Raw genomic sequence first — 21,778 nt, 5'->3', positions numbered from 1 at the left:
GAGCTATTCCCCCGTTTTTTACTGAAGTTTTTGCCGCAATGTTTTGCGATCTATGCCAAGAATTTCGGCGGCCCTGGTTTTATTGTTTTCTACTGAAGCCAATACCTTTGAGATGTATTGCTTTTCCATCTCTTTTAGCGAAACAAAACCGCTATCTGAAGCCGGAACTTTACATTTTAACCAGTCTGGCAATTGAGCTACGTCGATTTGTGATGCGCTCATAATCACTGCCCGTTGAATCACATTTTCGAGTTCCCGAATGTTTCCGGGCCAGTCATACCGATGCAAAATTTCAAGGGCGACTTCGCTTAACTGCATATTTTTTTTCCCGAACTCCCGGCTGTATTTTCTCAGAAAATTTTCTGCCAGCAAGGGGATATCGTCTTTACGCCGGCGTAGGGGAGGAGTATTGATCTCGATTACGTTTAAGCGGTAATAAAGATCTTCCCTAAAACTGCCATTTTTTACCATTTCCAATAAACTGCTGTTGGTAGCGGCAATTACTCTAAGTTGTACTTTTTCGTTTTCCCGTGAGCCTACCCGGCGAACTTCTTTTTCCTGAAGCACCCGTAATAAACTCACCTGCACCGCCGGCGATGCTGTTCCAATTTCATCCAGGAAAATACTCCCGCCATTGGCAGCCTGGAAATATCCCGGCCTGCTTTCGTTGGCTCCTGTAAAAGCACCTTTCACATAGCCAAATAATTCGGCCTCGAGCAGATTTTCGGGAATGGCGCCACAATGCACGGCAATAAACGGATTGGCGGCAAAGCTTCCACGATAGTGTATAGCTCTGGCCACCAGTTCTTTTCCCGTACCGCTTTCACCCTGGATAAGCACCGTAGCCCGGTTATTCTTTACCCGCTCGATAATATCTTTTATTACCTCAAATTCTTCAGAATTTCCTATCATCCCGGCGTATGAACTTTCGCTGGGTTGAGGTTTCCCGCTGCTTTTTACAGCCTTTTCAGGTAGGGCTTTCGCAACGCTGTCAAGCAATTCCTGTCTGGTAAAAGGTTTGGTGAGATATTCTACCGCTCCCGAGCGAACGGCTTCCAATGCGCCATCGATAGAAGGAAAACCCGTAATCACCAGTTTGGGCATTTCAGGGAAATGTTCATTGGTATATTTTACCAGTTCCATCCCGTTTAGGCCGGGCATTTGAAGATCTGTAATAAGCAATTCTACCCGGCTAAATTTTAAGATATCCAGGGCCTCGTGTACCGAGGAGGCTTTATACACGTGATAATTTGCCGCCTTAAGATTTCGTTGTAAAACCTCCAACATATCAAAATCATCGTCGACTATCAGAATATTTTCCTTTCGAAGGCTCATTAAAAACGAATTGGTAAACTTATTTTAAACCGGCTTCCCCGGGGGGAATTGTCAAAGATAGCAATCTCTCCCTTATGGCCTTTAATAATTCCGTGAACCACGCTAAGGCCAAGGCCAGAGCCGTCACCCGCAGGTTTGGTGGTGAAAAACGGCTGAAAAACCTTTTCTTTCTGCTCATCGGGAATGCCTACACCCTGGTCGCTGACTTCTATGAAATACCAGTCTTCGGAATTGCTGATTTCAATTGTTATTACTGAATTCTTCGGCGAATGGTAAATGGCATTTATAATTAAATTAAACAAAACCTGGGTGAGCTGTATAGGGTCTACCTGGGCTTCTAAACTGGAATCCTGAATATGAAATTCATAGTTAAGCCCCGCCTTTCGGAAGTTTGGCTTTAGCAAAGCAAGCGCCTGGGTAACCACAGGTTTTATCTTTATCGCCTGGATATTCTGCGGCATTTCACAGGCGAAAAACATAAGTTTTTTCACCACTTCCCGGGAATAGATCGCTGCTTTTATAATTTTTTCGGTGTCTTTATGAATTTGAGGATCGGCGGCTTTTTCTTTGATGAATTCAGCAAAACCTAAAATGTTACCTAAAGGGGTATTTAATTCGTGGGCAATGCCTGCGGTGATCTCTCCTAAAATCGCCAGCCTGTCGTTACGCTCGGCAGTTTGCTGCAGAATTTCCTGTTTTTTACGGGTTTGCAATCTTTCAAAAAACAGGCTTATTTCATAGGCTACCTTATCTAGCAATTTTTGTTCTTCGATCAAAAAATGACTCATTTCCAGGTCGCGGGCAGGGTAGTGAACTTTTAGAAATCCGCCTGGCTGCTCGAACAAATTAATTTTGCTCTCCTGAAAATGAGAATTTTCAGGTATTTCTGAAGTTTTTAAATGATACTCCTCGATCTCTATTTCTACCACCGCATACTCCGGAAACCGCCAGGCCTGTTTTAAAATCGTGTTGATGCGCAACAGCGTTTGCCCGGTATCTTCGTTATGCTCCCTGATTGCCGAAGAAACCTCATATAAACAGGATAATTCCTTTACCCGTTCTTCTAATCTTTCTTCAATTGAAATTTCTGTACCCATTCTAATAATTTCCAGGCAATAAAGTTAGGGGATATTCCATAATTCTGAAATTTGTAATATTTCCTAAAGGCTACTCACTTCCGAAGAACCAGGGAAATCGCTATTTGCATTAGTATGTAACATTTCTGCTGAAAGCACTACTTATAGATATCAAAAAACTTCCGCTTTATCCTTAAATCCCTAAACTTTCAGATAGAGAACAGGCCCGAATCAGGCCCTGGAATTCCGTATAAAAATTCTAAAATTTAAACCTGCTTATGAAAAAGTATTACCTGATTATCATGTTATTAAGCCTGGCTTTTACCACAAGTGCCCAGCAAAATCAAGACAGAAATCTCGACAATTTCGGAAGAGTGAATCTCGGTTTTCAGGGAATTGGATTTAGTTACGAATTACCGGTTTCCAACAAATTTGTTTGGGTGAACAGCTTAGGTGCCGGCGGCGGAATGAGCGTGCAAAATGGCGTGAATTATGGCTTTGACTTATTTAGACCTACGGTAACCGTCACTTCGGCCTTGAGATTTGTTTATAATATCGATAAAAGGGCGGCCAAAGATCGTTGGGTGGAGAATAACGCTGGAAATTATATTGCATTCCAAAACAAATATAACTTTAGAAACGCCGGATATTCTGCAAATAACAGCAGTTTGCTGGCTGAAATTCACTGGGGAATGCAGCGCAATATGGGATCGAATTTTCTGTTTAATTTCCACCTGGGAATAGGAGCCCTTCGGGATTTTGATACCAATGCCTGGGGAGCCTCGCCTACATTGGGGTTTAGTTTTGCCTACAGGTTATTCTAAAAAATTTGTTTTTAAGTAAATTGCACTTAAAAATAGAATATGCCATTAATACTTCCGGTAGAAGATAAATCCCCACAGTTTGGAAAAGACTGTTTCCTGGCCGAAAATGCCACAATCGTGGGTGACGTAATTATGGGTGAGCAATGCTCGGTTTGGTTTTATGCGGTGATTCGCGGGGATGTAAATGCCATTCGAATTGGTGATAAAACCAATATACAGGACGGGGCTGTGATTCATTGTACCTACAAAAAGGCCGCAACTTTTATCGGCAATAATGTGTCTATTGGGCATAATGCTATAGTTCACGGGTGCAGGGTTAAAGATCACGCGCTTGTAGGAATGGGAGCTATCGTGATGGATAATGCCGAGGTTGGAGAACATTGCATCATCGCGGCCGGGGCGGTGGTTCTCGAAAATACGATTTGCGAACCCGGCCATATTTATGCCGGCACTCCCGCCCGAAAGGTGAAAAAATTAAGCGAAGAGCAAAAACAAAACCTGGAGCAAACTGCCAAAAACTATATTATGTACAGCGGCTGGTTTAAATAGGTTTATTTTTCGAGGATGTGAAGATATTCCTGTGTGCTGCTGGCTTTGTGATTTCTATTCCCGGTACTGTCGGCCTTGAAGCGCTGATAATTCTTCGAGACTACATCATAGCGCCCGTATTTTTGCATTATTTCCCGAATTTGCTGCAGAGGCATCAGGCCCTCATTGTTATAGCTTAAAAAAATATACTTAAACCTGGCCCGGGAAATAAGCTCCTCAAAAGTTTTTGCCACTTTAGGTTTGCTGCAGTAATCAGATTTTTTGTAGCTGCGCAATCCCGTTTTCCCTTTCGGAATAAAATCATCATAAATGGCTATGGTATTCAGCAAATGATAATTGGCACCGTATTGGCGGGCATTATAGGGCGGGTCCAGGTAAAGAATATCGCCATCAATCTCACTGATCAATTGATTCGCATCCCGCTGAAAAACCCGATGTGGTTTGTCATTGATCTCGAATTTTGCAGCTTCCAGGTTTAATTTTTTCTGTGCCGTTTTTTTCAAATCTTTTAAAAAAGCCCCATAAACTGAAGCGGTATTCGCCACTTTATCGGCGCTTTCCAGCAAACTTGCCAGGAGAAAATAATACATATCTGCATCGATTTCTCCGGTTTTTTTCCAGGTTTCGATTTGTTGACGAATAGCATCGATTTTCTCCGCGTTTTCATCTGAAAAATACCGGCGTTCGCCCTGGCCCTTCAAACTGTAATTGGCATAAATAAATCCTTGTTTAGGCTGAAGCTGATTCAACTTTTCCAGGAAAATTTCTTTACTGGGCAGGGGGAGGTGATTCCCTATATAATTTCGGTTTAACACAAAGCTATAGTATTCCAGGTCATTGGCGGTGACTTGCTTTACGCGGGTTTTAAAGAGCCGGCCAACGATACCTGTTCCGGCAAAGAGATCGCAAAACCGCATTTCAGAAAGTTCCTTTCCGGCCACATTTTCGATATTTTCAATCAAAAATCCTGAAAGCCTGTTTTTGGAACCTATATAATTCATAGCTACAAAAATAGCAGGAAAATTCACTTTTCAGAGCATAGCCAAATAATATCGGAAACTACCGTTTTGCCTTCTATTTTTAGCCGAATAAGATTTTCGAAATGAAACATACTCATATAAATTTCAATAACCTGATTCAAGAGAAGGAGTTCCGATTTTAGCCGCCAATGTTGCCCGCCGGTTTCATAAAGGACAAGAAATAACCTGTTCGAATAATGGCAGCGCGACTCCGGGCTCTGATTTTTATACAGCCAGGAAATCAATTTTTCTTTTTTCAGAAATGCTTCATCAAAACTCCCGGGATATGCTTTGGGAAATACGCTGGTTTTATGATCGAAAGGAATCCCGTGAATTCTGAAATCTACGAGTTTATGGTAAGGGTTACTCTCGGCCTGTACGCCCGCCTGCCGACTAAAAATTTCCTGTACGGCTTTGGCAGACCAGAAGTTGTACCAGCGGTTTAGGGCATAATTCTTTTGCAATGGTTCGAGATTTTGGACTTTTTCTTCCAGCTCCTGGAACTGGCAAATTTCATAAATGAATTTAGTTTGTTTATCCAGCTCATCATTTTGCCTGCAAACCCAGTGGTAAGGGTAGGCGTGTCGCTTTCGCAGTTCGGTTTGTAATAGTTTAAGGTCCATAAGCTTCTTCTGCAAGACCTAAATTTAATTTTCTCTTTCAGGGAAACTTACAGCTGAAGTTGTATTGGGGGAAAACAAGTATAGTGGGAGCAGATTGGTTATGGGTTAAGTCTTAGGCGTTAGCTGGTCAAACGGGCAACAGGCAACAGAAAAATTAACGCACTGTTAAGCCCGTAACCCGAATTATCCAAAGCGCCAAAAATGGAACGCTGATTACTCAGATTTTGTAGATTAGTTAGGGGTTAAATGTTAGGGTTAGGTGGCCAAACGGGCAACAGGCAACAGACAACAGAAAAATTCCCGCAACCCGAATCCCTATTCCTTCAAAGAAGGCAATTCATCGATATACATACGTTGGAAGCCAGGTTCATTCATACCGCTTTCGCCTATGGTTTTAAACCTTTCAGCAGCTTTTCTTTCGGCGGGTGAGGCTTGTTTTTGAGCTTTGCCCAACATATGGTTTAAGGCAGCCTCCAGAAGAGGTTCAGTAGGGTCGCCCAATTCACCCATATTTTCAAGATTTTCTGAAATTTCCACTCTGGGTGGCAGTCCGTTTATATAATCGGTTTTCCCGTTTGCATTAGCCGATTTAAATACCAGGGGTTGCAGGGCATAGGTATGATTTTCATTGGCATTGGATTTTGAAAAATTAGGACTGTCATAAAGGGTTACCGAAGCCTGAAATTTCCCGGTGGTAGTCTCTCCAACCTGGATTACGTCGATATAAGGATCAAGCCCGTTGATTATCAATTCGCTGGCCGAGGCTGTACTATTTGTGGTAAGCACATAAACCCTGTTTAAGTTTAGGCTGTTTATAGCGGCCCCGCTCCTAATTTTTGCGTCAAACCGGTTAAGCAATTGTTCGGGATTATTGGCTTCAAAACTATCCTGGTAGTCCTTATTCCACTGCTCTTTCAGGAAAATTTCCCCTTCAAATTGACCGGTGATCATACTGGCCAGATCTACCGCCGAAACTACAGATCCGCCGCCATTGTATCTAAGGTCCAATACCAAGTCGTCTATACCTTCTGCCTTAAATTCGGCAAAAGCAGCGTTAAGTTCATCGTCGAAATTGGCAGTAAAACTGTTATACATCAGGTAGGCGACTTTTTGGCCTTCCAGATTTAAAACTTTCGATAGATGTACCGGGTTTTCGGTGTATTGAGAGCGGGAAAGCTCGGCCGTTTCATCACTAAGTACTATGCTTCCGTTTTGAACTTCTCCAATATTGATAGTTAGGTTATCGGCTTCAAGCAAAGAGACATAATTGTTCAGCGTAAGTTTTTGGCCGTTTACTTCAGTAAAAATCATTCCGCGTTCAAGGTCTTCAGCAGCAGCCGAAGTCCCGGGAATTATATATCGAATAAATCCGAATACATTGTTGGAATTTGAAATTCTTCCCAGTCCGAATTCCATTCCGGCGGTACTACTGCTCACCCCGTCAAATCGGTCTTCCAGCGCATTATAATCATCTGTTATAAAGCTAAAACGATCTTCGCTGTAGGTTAAGGCATCGAATAGCGCTTCAGGAGAATTATATTTATTCAAAAATTCATACTTCTCCTCTTCAGAAGAAAAGAAATTATTGGCAAGACTGGAGACCTGGGCTTTATACAAGTAAATATCGTTCATTCCCCGGTAAATAAAACCTTCAATTTCAGGCTCCTCGTTTGAGGAGGCCTGATTCTCTTCGGTTTCTTCGGGCTCTGTTATATTATTAATCAGCTCTTCATTTTCCTTTTCACAGGAAATAAAGGCCAAACTTAGTAGACTAAAAATTATGCTTATTTGAATTCTCATTTTGAGGCTTTTTTGGTGGATATATTGGCAGAATTTGTAGGAAATTCTTTCTCTTCGGCTTAAAAGGTGCAGTAATTATGCCAGAAAACCCTGAATATGAGTATTTAAGACTTGTTGAGGGGGTAAATATTAAGAACGCGAGGCTTTTCTATAATAGAATTTTGAATTTCGAACCAACCAAAGCGGAAAACTAATCCCGCTTTGCTCGAAATTTCCCTTTATGACTTTATCTTTAGCAAAATATTCCCCTTCGAACTCTATATCGGCTTCATTAAACACCAGCTTTAAATGCGAATTTTCGATATTGGTGGTATCGGCTTCCAGCTCTTCAATTTCGTGGGTTTGACTGTTGAGATATGAAGTATAGATTTCCTGCTCTTTTTCAATGCGTACACTTAGAGGCACCTCGGCTCCCAGGATGTATAAACTGCCTTCCCAGGAACCGGTAATATCCTGTGAATAAATGGGAAAACTAAGTAAAACAAGAAAAAATATAGTGAGAATGTTCTTCATTAGACTGGTATGGGCAACTTTTAATTTTTGACTCTATCTTTAGTAAATAGTTTAATTGGAGAGCCGTTTAATTTCAATAAATCCGGAATTATCCCGATGATTTCTTTTTCGAATTAGTTAATCAACTGTCAAAAGACTATCTATTGGTTAACCCCCGGGCAGATTTGTTACAGTTTGAATCCTGCTTTCTATGACCCCTAATGATTTGAATTGTTTATTTTTGCCCTTTCAAAAATCCCAGCAGAAATGACCGAAAAGGATTCAGATCAATTAAATGAGACAAATTCAACAGAAGAAAAAAATAAGGAAAACCTTCCGAAGCTTTATTCGAAAAGGGTGATTTACGTTTTTTCTATCTTGTTTTCTCCCATTTTCGGCACGGTGATTTTGATGAGTAATCTTAAGCAAATCGGGCAGAAACAGGCCAGGTGGGAGGTTTTGCTCTTCGGAATTATTTTCACAATAGGTTCAGCCTTTAGTTTGAGGAATATTGAACTGCAAATGAATTTTGGCCTGCTCATCAATATTTTAGGAGCCGTTATTTTAAATGAATTTTTCTGGAATCGTTATATAGGGCGAGAGACCGAATTCACCAAAAAAAGCTGGGTAAAGCCGGCGCTTATTTCCGCAGCTATTTCCCTTCCCTTTATCTATCTTGTGCTCTCCCAAATGCCCTAAGGGCTTGTAATTATTTTCGTTTCTGAAAGCTGTAAACCAGCCTGAAATCTACAAATTCGGCCACGTGCCGGTGGGCCAGTAAATTAAAACCAGCACTGAAACTATGGCTTATGCGATACTGAAGTCCCCAGCGATGAAAAATCCGGTCGTAGTAGGGAGTTTGATCAAACACATACACCCCCAGGCGCTGACTAAACTGAAACCTTCCCAACAAGAATTCGTGACCCACCAAAACCCCGGCCTTTACGGGGCTGGCATCGAGCTCATCCCGCCGCAGATTGACTTCCAGCTCCTTATCATAATAAGCTTCAGCTCCCAGGCTAAGCATACTCAATCTGCCCACCTGTTTGGCAGCCTGTATCGCAATTCCGCCCAATGCATATCGCACGCGTTCGCCGGAATCGTCATAGGATTTACGAAAACTACCCAACAAGGCAAAATCATAGCGGGGAGAATAATCCTTCCAGAATTTATCTGAAGTTCGAACTCCTGTATACCAGGGCCGGGATTCAGGTTGATAGCTTAAGGCAAGTCCCGCTGTGGGCCAGTTAATACCTTTGTTAGGTTGACGGGTGCCTCCATTTGAAATATGCTGGTAATTGATAGTGGGATTAATCCATAATTTATCTGAAACCTGCAACCAGGCGCCAATTCCAACCAGTAAATAAGCACTAATATGCCTGCTGTAAGACTGATTCCCGGGATTGTTTTCGCTGTGGTATGGATTGCTGAGGTATGAAAATCCGCCGGCGCCTTTAAAGGAAAACAGAAAAGCATCGCTGATTCGGTAGGTAGGTTCCAGGAAATAGGCCGCAGTCCCGCTCTTCCCCAGAACTTCCACATCATAGTCATAAAAGGCCAGCAACAGGCCCTGCCGCGGATAACAGTTGCAAAGGGCATAGGCGGCTGCGTCGTTGCGTTGCCAGGCAATTATGCTTTCAATTCCAATAGGTCTTGCGCCACTGGTATTTTGAACTTCTTCCGAATGTGCAAATATGGTCCCATATTGAAGCCCCAGGCCATAGGATAAAAGTGACTTTCCTTTTTTTATTTCTTCGGAAGCTTCACTTTGCGAATAAACCTGGGAAGTAAAAACCAAAGCCAGGCTTGTAAAGCAAATATTTAAGGCTGAAGCCCAGGGACTGAGAAGTATTTTTAAATATGCTTTTAACTTTTTAACTGCCGTAGACCTTCCATTCATCGTGAGATAAAAATAAGCAAAAATTGAGGCAAAATTTCAGTTGTCAATCAGAAGCTGATATTTTATGAGTGCAATCCCGGTGCAGAATTCATCCTAAAATCTATAGTATTATTTAAACCAAATTTTGTCACGAATGCACCAATATTTTGGTCGAATTGGAATTGTTACGAGAAAACAGGGCTGGAGATAGGGCTAAAGTGATAATTTACCTCTAACTTCATCTTCAAACTTTATATTTTTATTATCTGAATTTCAGGCTATGAAAAGAATTTTTTTCTATTGTTTGCTGTTTTTTAGCATAGATTCCTATTCTCAAAACTGGCAAAACCTTATGGTCGATGAAGAGGTAGAGGAACGACACGAAAACGCTCTGGTCCTGGCGGGAGATAAATTCTATCTTATTGGTGGACGTGGTAAAAAGCAACTGGATATTTATGATACCAAAAGTCAAAATTGGTCTAAAGGCAGCCAACCACCTTTTGAAATACATCATTTTCAGGCGGTGGCTCTTGACGGATTAATTTACGTTCTTGGTGCATTTACCGGTGGCTGGCCCTATGAAACTCCGTTAAACCATATTTTGATCTATGATCCTGAGGCCGATGTTTGGATAATTGGTGGGGAAATTCCTCAAAACCGAAGACGGGGTGCTGCGGGGGTAAGCATTTACAATCAGAAAATCTATATTTCCAACGGGATTATTAATGGTCATAGCTCAGGCTGGGTGAACTGGCTGGATGAATTTGACCCTTACACCAATACCTGGAAATCCCTGCCCGATGCTCCCCGGGCCAGGGATCATTTCCAGAGTATAGTGATAGATGATAAACTTTTTGTGGCTGGCGGAAGAAGGTCGGGCAGCATTACCGGCGATGGTTTTGCCGGAACGGTTAAAGAAACCGATGTCTTTGATTTCAGCAAAATGCAATGGGAAACCCTGGCCGATATTCCCACCCCAAGGGCCGGTACTGCCACGGCTGTTTTTGACGGAAAACCGGTTATCCTCGGGGGAGAAAGCAATACTCAGGAAGCAGCGCATTCAGAAGTTGAAATTTTTGATGCGGAATCGAATTCCTGGAGTTCACTTACCGAAATGAAGGAGGGCAGACATGGAACTCAGGCAATTTCTTTAAAAAATCAGATCGTTATTGGTGCCGGAAGTGGAAATCGGGGAGGAGGGCCCGAACTTAATTCGTTCGAGATTCTTTCGGAACATAATAAGCCAGATTTTAAATTAAAGCCCTTGAAAAAAGGAAAATTGGTAGCAAGCCCTCAGGAACTGGTTTTCAAGGAGAATGCTGAAGTTCTCGAACTGGAGATCAGCAATATCGATGGGAACCAGGCTTTGATCCTGAGTTATATCCTACCAGATAACGGAGAATTTGAAATTAAATCAGCTTTCAAAACTCCGTTAATCATCGCTCCAGGGGAAAGTATAAAACTTGAGATAAGGGTGAAGGAAGCTAAACCCGGTGAAGCAAACTTAATTTTTAAAAGCCCGGGGCAGGAGCCTCGAACTATTAAGCTTAAAAGGATTTAGTGGCAAACTCCCTAAGTTGAGTAATATATTCTAAAGGCTTGGAATTTTTGGAAAACGCTGAGAAGAGTAAAGATTTAAGATTTATTTTTTTATCTAGTTATCGCTCCGAAAAAATATTGTGCGAAGCGAAAACAGATATTAATTGAGCGTTACTTCAATTAAACCTATTGTCAGGTCGAGTTAATTTTTTAGACCGGCAGGAAGAAGAAATTTGTATCGAGACCGCTCAATAAGACGAAGGTTCTCGATACATTTTTTCTCTTTCGTTGTCGCTGCATAGAAAAAACACTCGAAACGAAACTAGGTATTAATTAATGACTTCTGATTTAATTTGCTTTATTACTTCCCAATATTACCTAATTTTAATAAAAATAATGAAATAGAAATTTCAAACTGCCTTATTAATCTTGCCAGTTTTTTAAACCATTAATCCATCGTCCATTTTTCCAGTTTCTCCAATACTGAAGATTTATAGCTTCTGCTTATAGGGATGGATTGCCCTGCTATTTCCAAATATTCACTTGTATACGATTCCACGCCTTCTAGAGAGACAATGAAGGAACGGTGAATTCTAATAAATCTGGGATAGGGCAATTCTTTTTCTAAGTTAGTTATAGTTTCACGAATCAAGATTGAACCGCTTCGGGTGTGAATTTTAAGGTAATCGCTCAAACTCTCTATAAAATGAATATCCCCAAAATTAACTCTGATTCTCTTTCGGTCGGCACGTACAAACATAAAATCCTGCGGTACCTCATTTTCAGATAAAAATCGCTTCTCTCTTTTATTAAAATGAATACTCGAAAATGCATTTACAGCTTTTAAAAGGCGTTCAAAAGAGATAGGTTTCAATAAGTAGTCCACAGCTTGTAGATCAAAACCATCTACTGCATATTCCCGGTAAGCCGTGGTGAAAATGATCTTAATTTCCGGATTGATCGATTGGGCGAAAGATAAGCCAGAAATCTCAGGCATATTGATATCCAGGAAGATGAGGTTAACTTTACTCGCATTGATTAAACCAAAAGCTTCTCCAGCACTTTCACAGCAACCCAAGACAGTCAGATAGCTTATTTTTGCCAAATGTGAAGCTATTATTTCCCTGGCCGTGGGTCGTCATCTACTATGATACAGGAAATTTTTTTAGCCATGATGGTTTATTTTTACATGGTTTAAGGATAGTTGAGCTTCAAAGCTTTTTCCTGATTTGTTCACGGAAAACTTACTTCGCTTCGGATACAATAGCTGTAAACGTTTTGCAAGATTCTTCAATCCGAGGCCGTGTCGGGTTTCCTGTTTTTGATCGTCTCTTATGGAATTTTTAATGGTAAACAAAAGTTTTTCCTCGTCTAAAAGTAGGCTTAAACATATCTTTAGTTTCCCGTTTACTGGCTGCCCATGTTTAAAGCTGTTTTCCACCAACGGTATAAGTAGCATAGGTGCAATTTCAATGTTCTTATTAATATGAGGTAGCTCCCAATCTATAAGCAGATTATTGGGAAACCTCATTTGTTCCAGGGCAATATAATCCTTTACATGGTCAATTTCGCTGCTCAGGCTCACCAGAGGTTTATCTGCCTGGTATAACAGATAATCCAAAAGCTTTGAAAGTTTTAAAATCATATTGGGTGTCTCCTCACTTTTTTTGAGAGCGTGGCCATAAAGTGTGTTGAGTGTGTTGAAAAGGAAGTGGGGGTGCACCTGCATTTTCAGATAATGCAGTTCTTGTTCCTTCAGTTTTAGCTGCGCCTCCAGGAACTTGTTCTCCAGTGCCCGATTTTCAGTTAAAGAAGTATAATTCAGTTTTAGGAGGATGAAAGCGCTCACCAGTACGACTATGAGATAAACTAGCAACATCATGGAAAGAAGGCTTCGGTAAGGAGCGGGCATATCGTGATAATTCATATTCATGATATAAACGAATCCGTAAAAAATGGATAGTGTAATGGCAAAAGCAGAGAGTACCAGCGTATAGAAAATATATAAGGTAAATAACAGATACTTCTTTTTTAATAAGAAGCTAGGAAGGAGGTAATAAATCGTAGTGTAGGTGGTGGCGATAGTGACCGGCAGGAGGAAGATCGCTAAGGAGCTGGAGGATAGTAGATTTTCAAAAGGCTCACCTAGAAAATAGGTGAAAAAACAAAGCACCAGTAACCAGAAAAGGCTGTGCAGCACAATTTTTCTCCAGAAGATATGTGCAATTGTTCTAACGGTCATAGAAACTACAATATCTAATTTATTTCAGAATTTTATTACTATTTGCGATGAATTACGGTTTTTTATCTCTATTTAGCTTTTTAGGTTGAGGAGACAACGATAAGTGGCACCAAACCTGCTAAAAAGGGAGGGAAACCGGTAATCGGTATCTTTATAAGATCATCGATGGGAATAAGCAGTAGATTTGACTACGAAAAATGAAAAATCAATATTATGATATTAGCACTGCAACAGCAGACGCAGAGAGGTTTTATTGAAACAGTAGCCCAACGGTTTGAAGAAGGTGGTTATTTTATAATGATGCTCATCTTTATCGTATTGCTTCTGGGGATTTTTCTTCTGGCTAGGGGAATTTATTTTTGGGGTAAGAATAATCCAAAAATTGTAAGGATCATCATTCTACTCAATTCTGTTGGACTATTTGCATTGGTTTTGGGGGTTTTCGGACAATTGATCCAACTAATTGAGACTCTAGATTATCTGAGTTCCTTTGAAGATACTACTCCGCAGGATTTTGCCAATGGTCTTAAAATAACCATGTTACCAACGCTCTTTGGAGCTTTCGTTTTCTTATATACACGGTTTTCTACTATTATGCTCAACTGGGTAAGACCGGTTAAGTAATAGCCGAACAAACTCCCCATTTGATAATTCTTACAGATGTCACTTTTAAATAATCAACTATTATGAAAAAATTTATCGCAATACTACTCCTGATTCCAGAATTGCTTCTACAAGCTCAAACGCAGAATGAAATCACAAAGCTGGATAGTTTATTTGACCAATTAGAAGCGAATGATCTTGCAATGGGAAGTATCTCTATTTTATCTAATGGGGATGGTGTCTACAGTCGTAGCATAGGATATGTAGATTTAGAAAACAAAATTCCGGCGAATAGTAGTACTGCATACAGAATTGGATCGATTACAAAAACCTTCACGGCAGTTGTGATGATGCAGCTTATGGAAGAAGGTAAACTCAAACCAGAGACTAAACTTGCGGAATATTTTCCGAAGGCACCAAATTCAGATAAAACTACCATTGAACAGTTATTGAGACATCAGAGCGGACTATTTAATATTACAGATGAGGAAAATTTCAGAGAATGGATGGTGAACCCGCAACCCAGAACAGCGATGCTAAAGCGAATTATAAAAAACGGAAGTATCTTTATACCTGGGGAAAAAACCGAGTATTCCAACACCAACTATTTGCTTTTATCTTACATAGCCGAAGATATTGAAGGTAAGAGCTATGCTGAAATAGTAAAGCAAAGAATCAATGATGAACTCGATTTGAAACATACTTTTTATGGAGGAAAGATAGTTCCTGAAGAGAACCAGGCCAGATCATATGCCCATACCGATGCCGGATGGGAAATAACACCCGAAACAGATATGAGTGTCCCAATGGGAGCAGGTGCCCTGGTATCGACACCCGAGGACCTGAACAGGTTTTATTGGAATTTATTCGAGGGAAATTTGGTTTCAAAGACGTCGCTTAAAAGGATGCAAACTATTGAAGACGGAATGGGCCTGGGATTACTAAAGTTACCGCTCGATGACTATGAAGTTTACGGTCACAACGGTGGAATAGATGGTTTCTCATCTATTGCTGTTCATCTTCCAAATAAGAAAATCACAGCAGCTTTTATCTCTAATGGAACATATTACCAAATTCATAATCTTTTAATTGGAGCATTAAAAATTATATTAGGACAGGAGTATGAATTGCCTGAAATATCGGCCACTATAACATTAAATTCAGAAGACCTCGAGAAATATCTCGGCACCTATAGTAGCCCCGACCTTCCGATGAAGATTAATATCTCCCGGGACGAAAATACCTTAATTGCCCAACCCACAAATCAGCCTCCTATATCCCTTAAAGCCGTAGGGAATGATATTTTCAAGGAAGAGCGTCTAATGCTTAAACTCACCTTTTTCCCAAATTTAAATAAGATGTTGTTGGAGCAGGGAGAACATAAAGCCGAATTGAAAAGGGACTGAGATTTATAATAAAAAAGGTAAAGATTTGTTGAGATCATTTGCCAATACAGAAGTTTTCAATTCCCGGTCTTGTTGGGCTCAGCGAAAATCGAGGTGGAATCCAGGTACAAACGCATTTTTATCCTTTCAATTTCCTAAAATTCATATTAGCAAAAACAGATTCTTCTAAAACACCTTGTTTCAAAATATATCCTGTACTTTGATCCTTTTATTTTTACCACAAGTAATAATAATTTTAGAGTATAGCCATGGAGAATCTGAGGGTACCTCAGAGTATAAACCTAAATGCTTTGATTGTTCTAAAAGATATATTATATATTTGAACTTAGGTTATGGGGATTTAATTATTAAAAATTGTTCGGTTATAAGAATTGCCTAAGTCAACTATTTGGAATGCTTTATTTTGGCTATATGTATTCCATTAGCCTAATTCAACAAGAGTGTAAATGAAAAATAAATTTTCTATATCTAAAAATGTCAATATTTAAATGATTGGTATAGAGGTGTTTTCCGGTCCTGGAGGGATGGGTCTAGGAGCCAAAAATGCAGGGGTTAAAGTTAAAATTGCCGTTGAGAAAGATCTTAAAGCTGCGGAAACGTATTTAAAAAATCACGTAAATACAACTGTAGTAGTCGATGACGTTAGGAACATTCAAAGTTTTGATTTTGAGAGAACTGGTGAGCAGATTGTAATGTTTGGAGGGCCCCCATGTCAAGGTTACTCTAATTCTAATAGGAAAACAAGGTCCAATAAAAATCCGAAAAATTGGTTATTTAAGGAGTTTATTCGCTGTGTTCAATTAGTTATGCCTGATTGGGCGATAATAGAAAATGTACCAGGGCTAAAAAACATGGATAAAGGTTTTTTCCTAGAAGAAATATGCAATGAATTTCATCAAATAGGATATACACCAAATTTTAAAATATTAAATGCAGCTGATTTCGGCGTTCCTCAAAAAAGAGAAAGAATTTTTATCGTTGCTTCAAGAGATGGTATAGCCTTCGAATTTCCGGAAGGTAGTTTTAAGAATAATCATATAACCGTAGGAGAAGCACTTGAGGATCTTCCTCCCCTTATGAATGGTGCAAAGATTGAGAAAATGTCCTATGGCAAGAAGGCAATATCGGATTATGCGAGAAAAATGAGAGGTAGGCGAAGAAAGGTAACTCAAAATTATGTTACACAAAATTCTGAGCTTGTTATTCGAAGATATGAGCACATTCGACCAGGATCTAACTGGAGAGATATACCAAAAGATTTAATGAGTAATTATAGGGATCATTCTCGTTGTCATCATGGAATTTATAGACGTCTAAAAGAGGAAGAGCCAGCTCATGTTATAGCCAATTACAGAAAAAGTATGCTTATTCACCCAACTGAAAATAGAGGTCTCTCACTTCGGGAGGCGGCACGATTACAATCTTTTCCAGATGATTATTACTTCATGGGACCTTTAATTTACAAACAACAGCAAGTGGGAGATGCCGTTCCGCCACTGCTAGCTGAAGCAGTATTTAATAAAATTAACGAAATAGTTTAATGGAATTAAGTAATAATACCCTTGAGGGATGGTTGGAAAATGCTACTGATGAACTCTTTCCACAAGGAAAAAAAATAAATTTTTATACCCATTACGATAAATTAAGGTATTATTTAAAGGAAAATGTACATAATCAGGTAGAGTTTGGGGCAAATCTTAAAAACCCAGAATACCTTTTAAATGATCATGGTCCAAACCATATAGAAACGGTTATAAGTAGAGCTTCATATATAGTTGAGTCTAACTGCTGTAATCTAACGCCCTATGAAGTGTATATTTTACTTTGCGCTATTCAACTTCATGATGTAGGAAATATTTTCGGTAGATATAAGCATGAATTGCAAGCAAAGGAAATAATGAGAGAAGCTCAGGGAATCTGTGGAAGGGATACGGTAGAGGCAATGAGAATAAAAAAAATTGCGGAAGCTCATGGTGGGAAATTGGATAGTGGAGGTAGGGATAAGATTTCTTTACTCACCCTAAAAGAATCAACCCGTGATGGAGGTAAAATTCGTCCCCAATTACTCGCCGCCATATTGAGATTTGCTGATGAATTAGCAGATGATAAAGGAAGATCCTATGGGACCTTACTTATGCAGGGAAAAATACCCAAATATAGTGAAGTATTTCATGCATATGCAATGTGCTTGGATTCAGTTGCTGTTAATCATGAGGAAAAATCAATTGACTTATTTTACAATATTCCAAAAGAATTTATTTCCAGAATTTTTTATTTGAAATCCGGCGATGAAGAAAAAGAAATTCTACTTATTGATGAAATCTATAATAGGATATTAAAAATGCATTATGAAAGATTATATTGTAGTAGATATTTCAAGGATCAAGTTGAAATTGAGAAGATTAATGTAGAAATCCAATTTTACAGTGAGAGTTTGGAAGAACTATTTCCTAAAATTTCCTTTGTTCTAAAGGAAAGGGGATATCCTCTTTCAAACTTAAGTATTTTTGATATGTGTGAAGAATTGAGGGATCATGAGCATAATGAGATGGATGCAGAATATATTAAAAGAAAAGTCTTAGATGAAAAGTCCGTTTGAATACACATCACCTGAAGCCATTTCGGCAAATGATATTATTGATTTATTTGTACCAGTTTTTGGAGAATACTTAAACATACCCAATGTAGGACATACTTTTGTCAATGGGCCAAGGGGATCAGGAAAGAGTATGATTTTTAGGTATATGAGTCCTGATTGCCAGATGATTGTTCAGAGTAAAAAAGTACATGAACTGGGCTATTTTGGCATTCATATACCCGTTAAGGAAGGTCAACTTGACAAAACAGATTTAAGCCTCCTTAATGGTAAGCATGGTGAGCTGCTGCTCAATGAGCATTTTATGGTTATAAACTTTTCAATTAAAATTTTTGAAAAGCTTTCAGAAGTTGAGTTTGTAGAGGATCCAGATCATTTAAATGAGTTAAAGGCATTTTTCAAGGACGACTTAGATGAAAGTTTAAAATTTGCAAGGTGGGATAAAGAGTATAGTGTAGATAAACTAGAAAGGATTTCCGACATTTTTAAATTCATCAAAAAGATTTTTTCTGAGATTAATAGAGAATTTAGCTATAATTTCATTCCAAATTTATCAGACATGGATGGTTCTAAAATTATGTATCAAGGACCAATATGTTTATTCAATGATTTTCTATATGATATCCTTAAAGGATTGAAGTCCTTAAGCTTTATGCCGTCTGCCCCAATATACCTATTAATCGACGATGCAGATAATTTGAATGAAATTCAGACCAAAATACTAAATACTTGGGTGTCTTCGCGAACTTCTAAACATGTCAGTTTTAAAATTTCAACCCAGCTTAAGTATAAAACTTTCAAAACAATCAATAACTCAAGGATCGATACTCCTCATGATTATTCTGAAATTAATATTTCTGATATATATACCTCTAAAAAGGGATTATATAAAGATAGGGTAAAGCAAGCTGTTGAAAGAAGATTAAAAAAATATGGATATTCTGAGTATGATCCTAATTTATTCTTTCCTGAAGATAATAATCAGGAAGAAAAAGTAAAGGTTCTTTTCCAAGAATATAAAGAAAAAGCAAATTACGATTATGCTTACCGATATGCGAGAGCAGATTTTATGAAATCTCTTAAGGGAAATCTTAATACTTACAGCTATGCGGGTTTTAACAGTTTGGTTAATATTTCTTCTGGAGTGATGAGACATTTCATTGACTTTGCTCACAGAATGTTTACTCATCAAGCAACAAAAAGTGGAGAAGAAGTATCGTGTATTAGTGCGAATGTCCAGGATTCCGAGATTAAGGAGTATTCAGCATGGTTTTTCGATGAAAACTTTACCAAGCTAAGAGAGGATTCTGATAATTCGGAGGAAGAAAGTAATGATTTTGATAAGCTACGAAATTTAATAGAGGCTCTTGGTCAGACGTTCCACTTAATTCTATTTTCTGAAGCAAAAGAAAGAAGAGTTTTTTCATTTGCACTTCAGGATGATCCAAGTCCTGAACTTAAGCGTATTTTGAAGCTAGGGGTAGAAAACGGATATTTCCATAAATCCCTTATAGGTAATAAAATGGGTACTGGTAAGGCTCAACTTTATATATTAAACAGGTTACTTGCGCCTTATTTTAAACTTGATCCGACAAGTTTTGCTGGTTATAAGTTTGTAACTTGTGATGTGCTTGAAAAGGCATTAATTAAGCCTAACACTTTGATAGGAAAAATCAAGACTAAAGGAGTGGATTCTGTAATGGATAATCCACAGAAATCTCTCTTTAACGATCATTATGATGGGAACATGTAAAAAAATTCAAGCAAGCGATCTGAAAGATTTAGTTAAGCCTGATATTATTTTATGTTCGGCTAGTTTCGAAGAAAGAAGTTTTGCATTTACAGAAGAGATACAAGATCTGAAATTTAAAAAAGCTTTTATTTTTCAAATAATAGACTTTGACTCTAAAATTGCTCAGAATACGGAAAAAATTAAGGATCTTTTAAAATGTCAGAATACTAGAATTGTTGATTTAAAAATTAATGACCCCAAACGTTCATTCTTAAATATTTATCATAACATTAGTGAGATTTTTCAAGGTGAAGGCAAGAATATAACTATAGATGCAACAACATTTACACATGAATGCTTATTAATGCTATTAAGAATTGTAAAAAGATTCAAGCGAACGGAAGATGTAGTAAAGTTTTATTATAATGGTGCAAGTCAATATTCTTTCAATGAATTAAATAATAATGAGAAGTGGTTGACTAAAGGAGTAAAGAGCACAAGATCTATTATTGGATATCCAGGTTATTCCGATCCTTCAAAGAAAAATCATCTGATAATTTTATTTGGGTTTGAAAAAGAAAGAAGCTTAAGACTAATTGACGAATTCGATTACGATGTTATTTCTTTAGCTTATGGAAGTAGAGAAAAATCAATAACACCAGAACATCAAACATTGAACGAACAGAGACATGATGAAATACTTAGTTTACATAGTAATGCAAAAAAGTTCAATATATCTTTAGTAGATCCTATTTTTACAAAAAATCAGATTCTAGATTATGTTCAGAATTTGGATGAAAATATTGTTATTGCTCCGATGAACAATAAGCTTTCTACAATTGGTGCTGGCCTAGCCGCAATTGAAAATCCTTCAATACAATTATATTATTTACAGCCAAATGTTTATAACACAAAAGGATACTCCAAGAAAGGTGATTGTTTTTATGTTTGGGACATGAGATAGTATCTTTTTTCGGGTTCAGACCAAACCGCAATGCCCATCAAGCCGTAGCACAAAGCGTGGACAATATCAATTATGGTTACCAAAACGTTGTCGATATTGATTTAAAGAGCTTCTTTGATGAAGTAGCCCACGATGTGCTATTGGAATTAATATTCAAGAAGGTGAAATGCCGGGCTACTTTAAAGTTATTGCGGTCATTTTTAAGAGCACCGATACAAATTAACGGGAAGTTGCATAAACGCAGGAAAGGAGTTCCGCAAGGTTCCCCCCTTAAGCCCTTTGCTTTCCAATATCCTGCTCAATGAGCTAGACAAAGAACTGGATAAGCGAGGACACCGCTATGTAAGATATGCCGATGATTTTAGTGTTTATGTTCGGAGTAAACCCGCTGCGAAACGCGTAGGCAACAGTATCAACAAATTTCTGCGGGATAAACTCCGGCTTCCAATCAATAGGAAGAAAAGCGGAATACGCAGGCCTTCAACCTTTCAGGTACTGGGATTTGGTTTTGTGCCAACCTATAGGAAAGGAGAAAAAGCAAAGTATCAGCTTGTGGCCGAAGCGTCAAAATGGAATTTATTTAAGGTAAAACTTAATTATATTACCAAGAAGACCATTCCTGCAAGCTTTGAAGAACGTATCCACAGAATCAACTTATTGCTAAGGGTCTGGATAATTTACTTCAAACCGGCATCCATTCAGGGAAAGCTTAAAAAGCTGGAAGAATAGCTACGGAACCATTTACGGTATTGCATCTGGCACCAATAAAAAAAGCCCGAACGAAAACGGAAAAACCTTATTCGGTTGGGTATAAATCCAGATCAGGCCTATGCCTGGAGTCGTACTCGAATGGGCGGCTGGGCTGTAGCTCAAAGTCCCATTCGGCGTACCACCATCACCGTAACACCCTTAAAGATGAAAGGTTATGTTAGTCTAATTGAATATTACAATCGATGAGTTTCACATATCGAACCGCCGTGTACGAGACCCGTACGTACGGTGGTGTGAGGGGTGTACTCCGTTGAAATAGACACGATAAAATCTGACAGTTAAGGATTATATTTAAAGAGTTGAAACAAGAAATATTAACCCTTAAAAC

The 21,778-nt window shown here is 38.8% G+C and carries 22 protein-coding genes; 13 read left to right on the top strand and 9 right to left on the bottom strand.

What is annotated here, in order from left to right:
- Window positions 1–18 precede the first annotated feature (18 nt).
- On the bottom strand, window positions 19–1,335 hold the full coding sequence (locus ACW6QP_RS08065; RefSeq protein WP_457910357.1) for a sigma-54-dependent transcriptional regulator: 1,317 nt from the start codon (window positions 1,333–1,335) through the stop codon (window positions 19–21).
- Window positions 1,335–2,432, bottom strand: coding sequence for a sensor histidine kinase (locus ACW6QP_RS08060; RefSeq protein ID WP_457910356.1), 1,098 nt, complete (start codon window positions 2,430–2,432; stop codon window positions 1,335–1,337). The genes ACW6QP_RS08065 and ACW6QP_RS08060 overlap by 1 nt, the downstream gene beginning before the upstream one ends.
- Window positions 2,433–2,689: 257 nt before the next feature.
- Here ACW6QP_RS08060 and ACW6QP_RS08055 point away from each other — a divergent pair, with 257 nt between their 5' ends.
- Window positions 2,690–3,235, top strand: coding sequence for a hypothetical protein (locus tag ACW6QP_RS08055; protein ID WP_457910355.1), 546 nt, complete (start codon window positions 2,690–2,692; stop codon window positions 3,233–3,235).
- Window positions 3,236–3,274: 39 nt separating this feature from the next.
- Complete coding sequence (locus ACW6QP_RS08050) at window positions 3,275–3,784, top strand: gamma carbonic anhydrase family protein (RefSeq protein WP_457910354.1); 510 nt, start codon at window positions 3,275–3,277, stop codon at window positions 3,782–3,784.
- 2 nt (window positions 3,785–3,786) lie between these two features.
- Here the strand turns inward: ACW6QP_RS08050 and ACW6QP_RS08045 are convergent, their stop codons facing one another.
- The 4 genes from ACW6QP_RS08045 to ACW6QP_RS08030 form a co-directional block, all read right to left on the bottom strand.
- Window positions 3,787–4,785 (bottom strand): DNA adenine methylase, encoded by a 999-nt coding sequence (locus ACW6QP_RS08045; RefSeq protein ID WP_457910353.1) that lies wholly within the window; start codon window positions 4,783–4,785, stop codon window positions 3,787–3,789.
- 23 nt (window positions 4,786–4,808) lie between these two features.
- Entirely contained in the window at window positions 4,809–5,441 is a 633-nt protein-coding gene (locus ACW6QP_RS08040; protein WP_457910352.1) for a hypothetical protein, read from the bottom strand.
- A 300-nt stretch (window positions 5,442–5,741) separates the two neighbouring features.
- Window positions 5,742–7,226, bottom strand: a complete 1,485-nt coding sequence (locus ACW6QP_RS08035) for a S41 family peptidase (protein WP_457910351.1) — start codon at window positions 7,224–7,226, stop codon at window positions 5,742–5,744.
- Window positions 7,227–7,355: 129 nt separating this feature from the next.
- Window positions 7,356–7,739 carry a hypothetical protein gene (locus tag ACW6QP_RS08030; protein WP_457910350.1) on the bottom strand — a complete coding sequence of 128 codons (384 nt, stop codon included), beginning with the start codon at window positions 7,737–7,739 and terminating at the stop codon, window positions 7,356–7,358.
- Window positions 7,740–7,985: 246 nt separating this feature from the next.
- Between ACW6QP_RS08030 and ACW6QP_RS08025 the strand changes: the two genes are divergently transcribed.
- Entirely contained in the window at window positions 7,986–8,417 is a 432-nt protein-coding gene (locus ACW6QP_RS08025) for a hypothetical protein (RefSeq protein WP_457910349.1), read from the top strand.
- Between the two features lie 10 nt (window positions 8,418–8,427).
- Here the strand turns inward: ACW6QP_RS08025 and ACW6QP_RS08020 are convergent, their stop codons facing one another.
- Entirely contained in the window at window positions 8,428–9,618 is a 1,191-nt protein-coding gene (locus ACW6QP_RS08020) for an acyloxyacyl hydrolase (protein ID WP_457910348.1), read from the bottom strand.
- 259 nt (window positions 9,619–9,877) lie between these two features.
- Between ACW6QP_RS08020 and ACW6QP_RS08015 the strand changes: the two genes are divergently transcribed.
- Entirely contained in the window at window positions 9,878–11,158 is a 1,281-nt protein-coding gene (locus ACW6QP_RS08015; protein WP_457910347.1) for a Kelch repeat-containing protein, read from the top strand.
- Between the two features lie 426 nt (window positions 11,159–11,584).
- On the opposite strand, the gene ACW6QP_RS08010 is transcribed toward ACW6QP_RS08015, so the two are convergent.
- Both ACW6QP_RS08010 and ACW6QP_RS08005 read right to left on the bottom strand, forming a co-directional pair.
- Window positions 11,585–12,241: a LytR/AlgR family response regulator transcription factor gene (locus ACW6QP_RS08010; protein WP_457910346.1), complete on the bottom strand. Its 657-nt coding sequence runs from the start codon at window positions 12,239–12,241 to the stop codon at window positions 11,585–11,587.
- Window positions 12,242–12,301: 60 nt separating this feature from the next.
- Complete coding sequence (locus ACW6QP_RS08005) at window positions 12,302–13,378, bottom strand: sensor histidine kinase (RefSeq protein ID WP_457910345.1); 1,077 nt, start codon at window positions 13,376–13,378, stop codon at window positions 12,302–12,304.
- A 213-nt stretch (window positions 13,379–13,591) separates the two neighbouring features.
- Between ACW6QP_RS08005 and ACW6QP_RS08000 the strand changes: the two genes are divergently transcribed.
- From ACW6QP_RS08000 to ACW6QP_RS07960, 9 genes are all read left to right on the top strand, one after another.
- Window positions 13,592–14,002 (top strand): hypothetical protein, encoded by a 411-nt coding sequence (locus ACW6QP_RS08000; RefSeq protein ID WP_457910344.1) that lies wholly within the window; start codon window positions 13,592–13,594, stop codon window positions 14,000–14,002.
- A gap of 62 nt (window positions 14,003–14,064) precedes the next feature.
- The gene (locus ACW6QP_RS07995; RefSeq protein WP_457910343.1) at window positions 14,065–15,387 is read left to right on the top strand and encodes a serine hydrolase domain-containing protein; all 1,323 of its coding nucleotides are present in this window, start codon (window positions 14,065–14,067) and stop codon (window positions 15,385–15,387) included.
- 488 nt (window positions 15,388–15,875) lie between these two features.
- Window positions 15,876–16,928 (top strand): DNA cytosine methyltransferase, encoded by a 1,053-nt coding sequence (locus ACW6QP_RS07990; protein ID WP_457910342.1) that lies wholly within the window; start codon window positions 15,876–15,878, stop codon window positions 16,926–16,928.
- On the top strand, window positions 16,928–17,986 hold the full coding sequence (locus ACW6QP_RS07985; protein ID WP_457910341.1) for an HD domain-containing protein: 1,059 nt from the start codon (window positions 16,928–16,930) through the stop codon (window positions 17,984–17,986). Before ACW6QP_RS07990 ends, ACW6QP_RS07985 begins: the two co-directional genes overlap by 1 nt.
- Window positions 17,970–19,736, top strand: coding sequence for an ORC-CDC6 family AAA ATPase (locus ACW6QP_RS07980; protein WP_457910340.1), 1,767 nt, complete (start codon window positions 17,970–17,972; stop codon window positions 19,734–19,736). Before ACW6QP_RS07985 ends, ACW6QP_RS07980 begins: the two co-directional genes overlap by 17 nt.
- Window positions 19,720–20,679 (top strand): hypothetical protein, encoded by a 960-nt coding sequence (locus ACW6QP_RS07975; RefSeq protein ID WP_457910339.1) that lies wholly within the window; start codon window positions 19,720–19,722, stop codon window positions 20,677–20,679. The genes ACW6QP_RS07980 and ACW6QP_RS07975 overlap by 17 nt, the downstream gene beginning before the upstream one ends.
- Window positions 20,680–20,735: 56 nt before the next feature.
- Complete coding sequence (locus ACW6QP_RS07970) at window positions 20,736–20,984, top strand: reverse transcriptase domain-containing protein (protein ID WP_457910338.1); 249 nt, start codon at window positions 20,736–20,738, stop codon at window positions 20,982–20,984.
- A complete protein-coding gene (locus ACW6QP_RS07965) occupies window positions 20,959–21,408 on the top strand; it encodes a reverse transcriptase domain-containing protein (protein WP_457910337.1) in 450 nt (149 codons plus the stop codon). The genes ACW6QP_RS07970 and ACW6QP_RS07965 overlap by 26 nt, the downstream gene beginning before the upstream one ends.
- Before the next feature lie 75 nt (window positions 21,409–21,483).
- A complete protein-coding gene (locus tag ACW6QP_RS07960) occupies window positions 21,484–21,636 on the top strand; it encodes a hypothetical protein (RefSeq protein ID WP_457910336.1) in 153 nt (50 codons plus the stop codon).
- Window positions 21,637–21,778: the final 142 nt, after the last annotated feature.

The organism is Salegentibacter haimaensis, from assembly GCF_054121495.1.
This window is presented reverse-complemented; position numbering and strand designations above follow the sequence as displayed.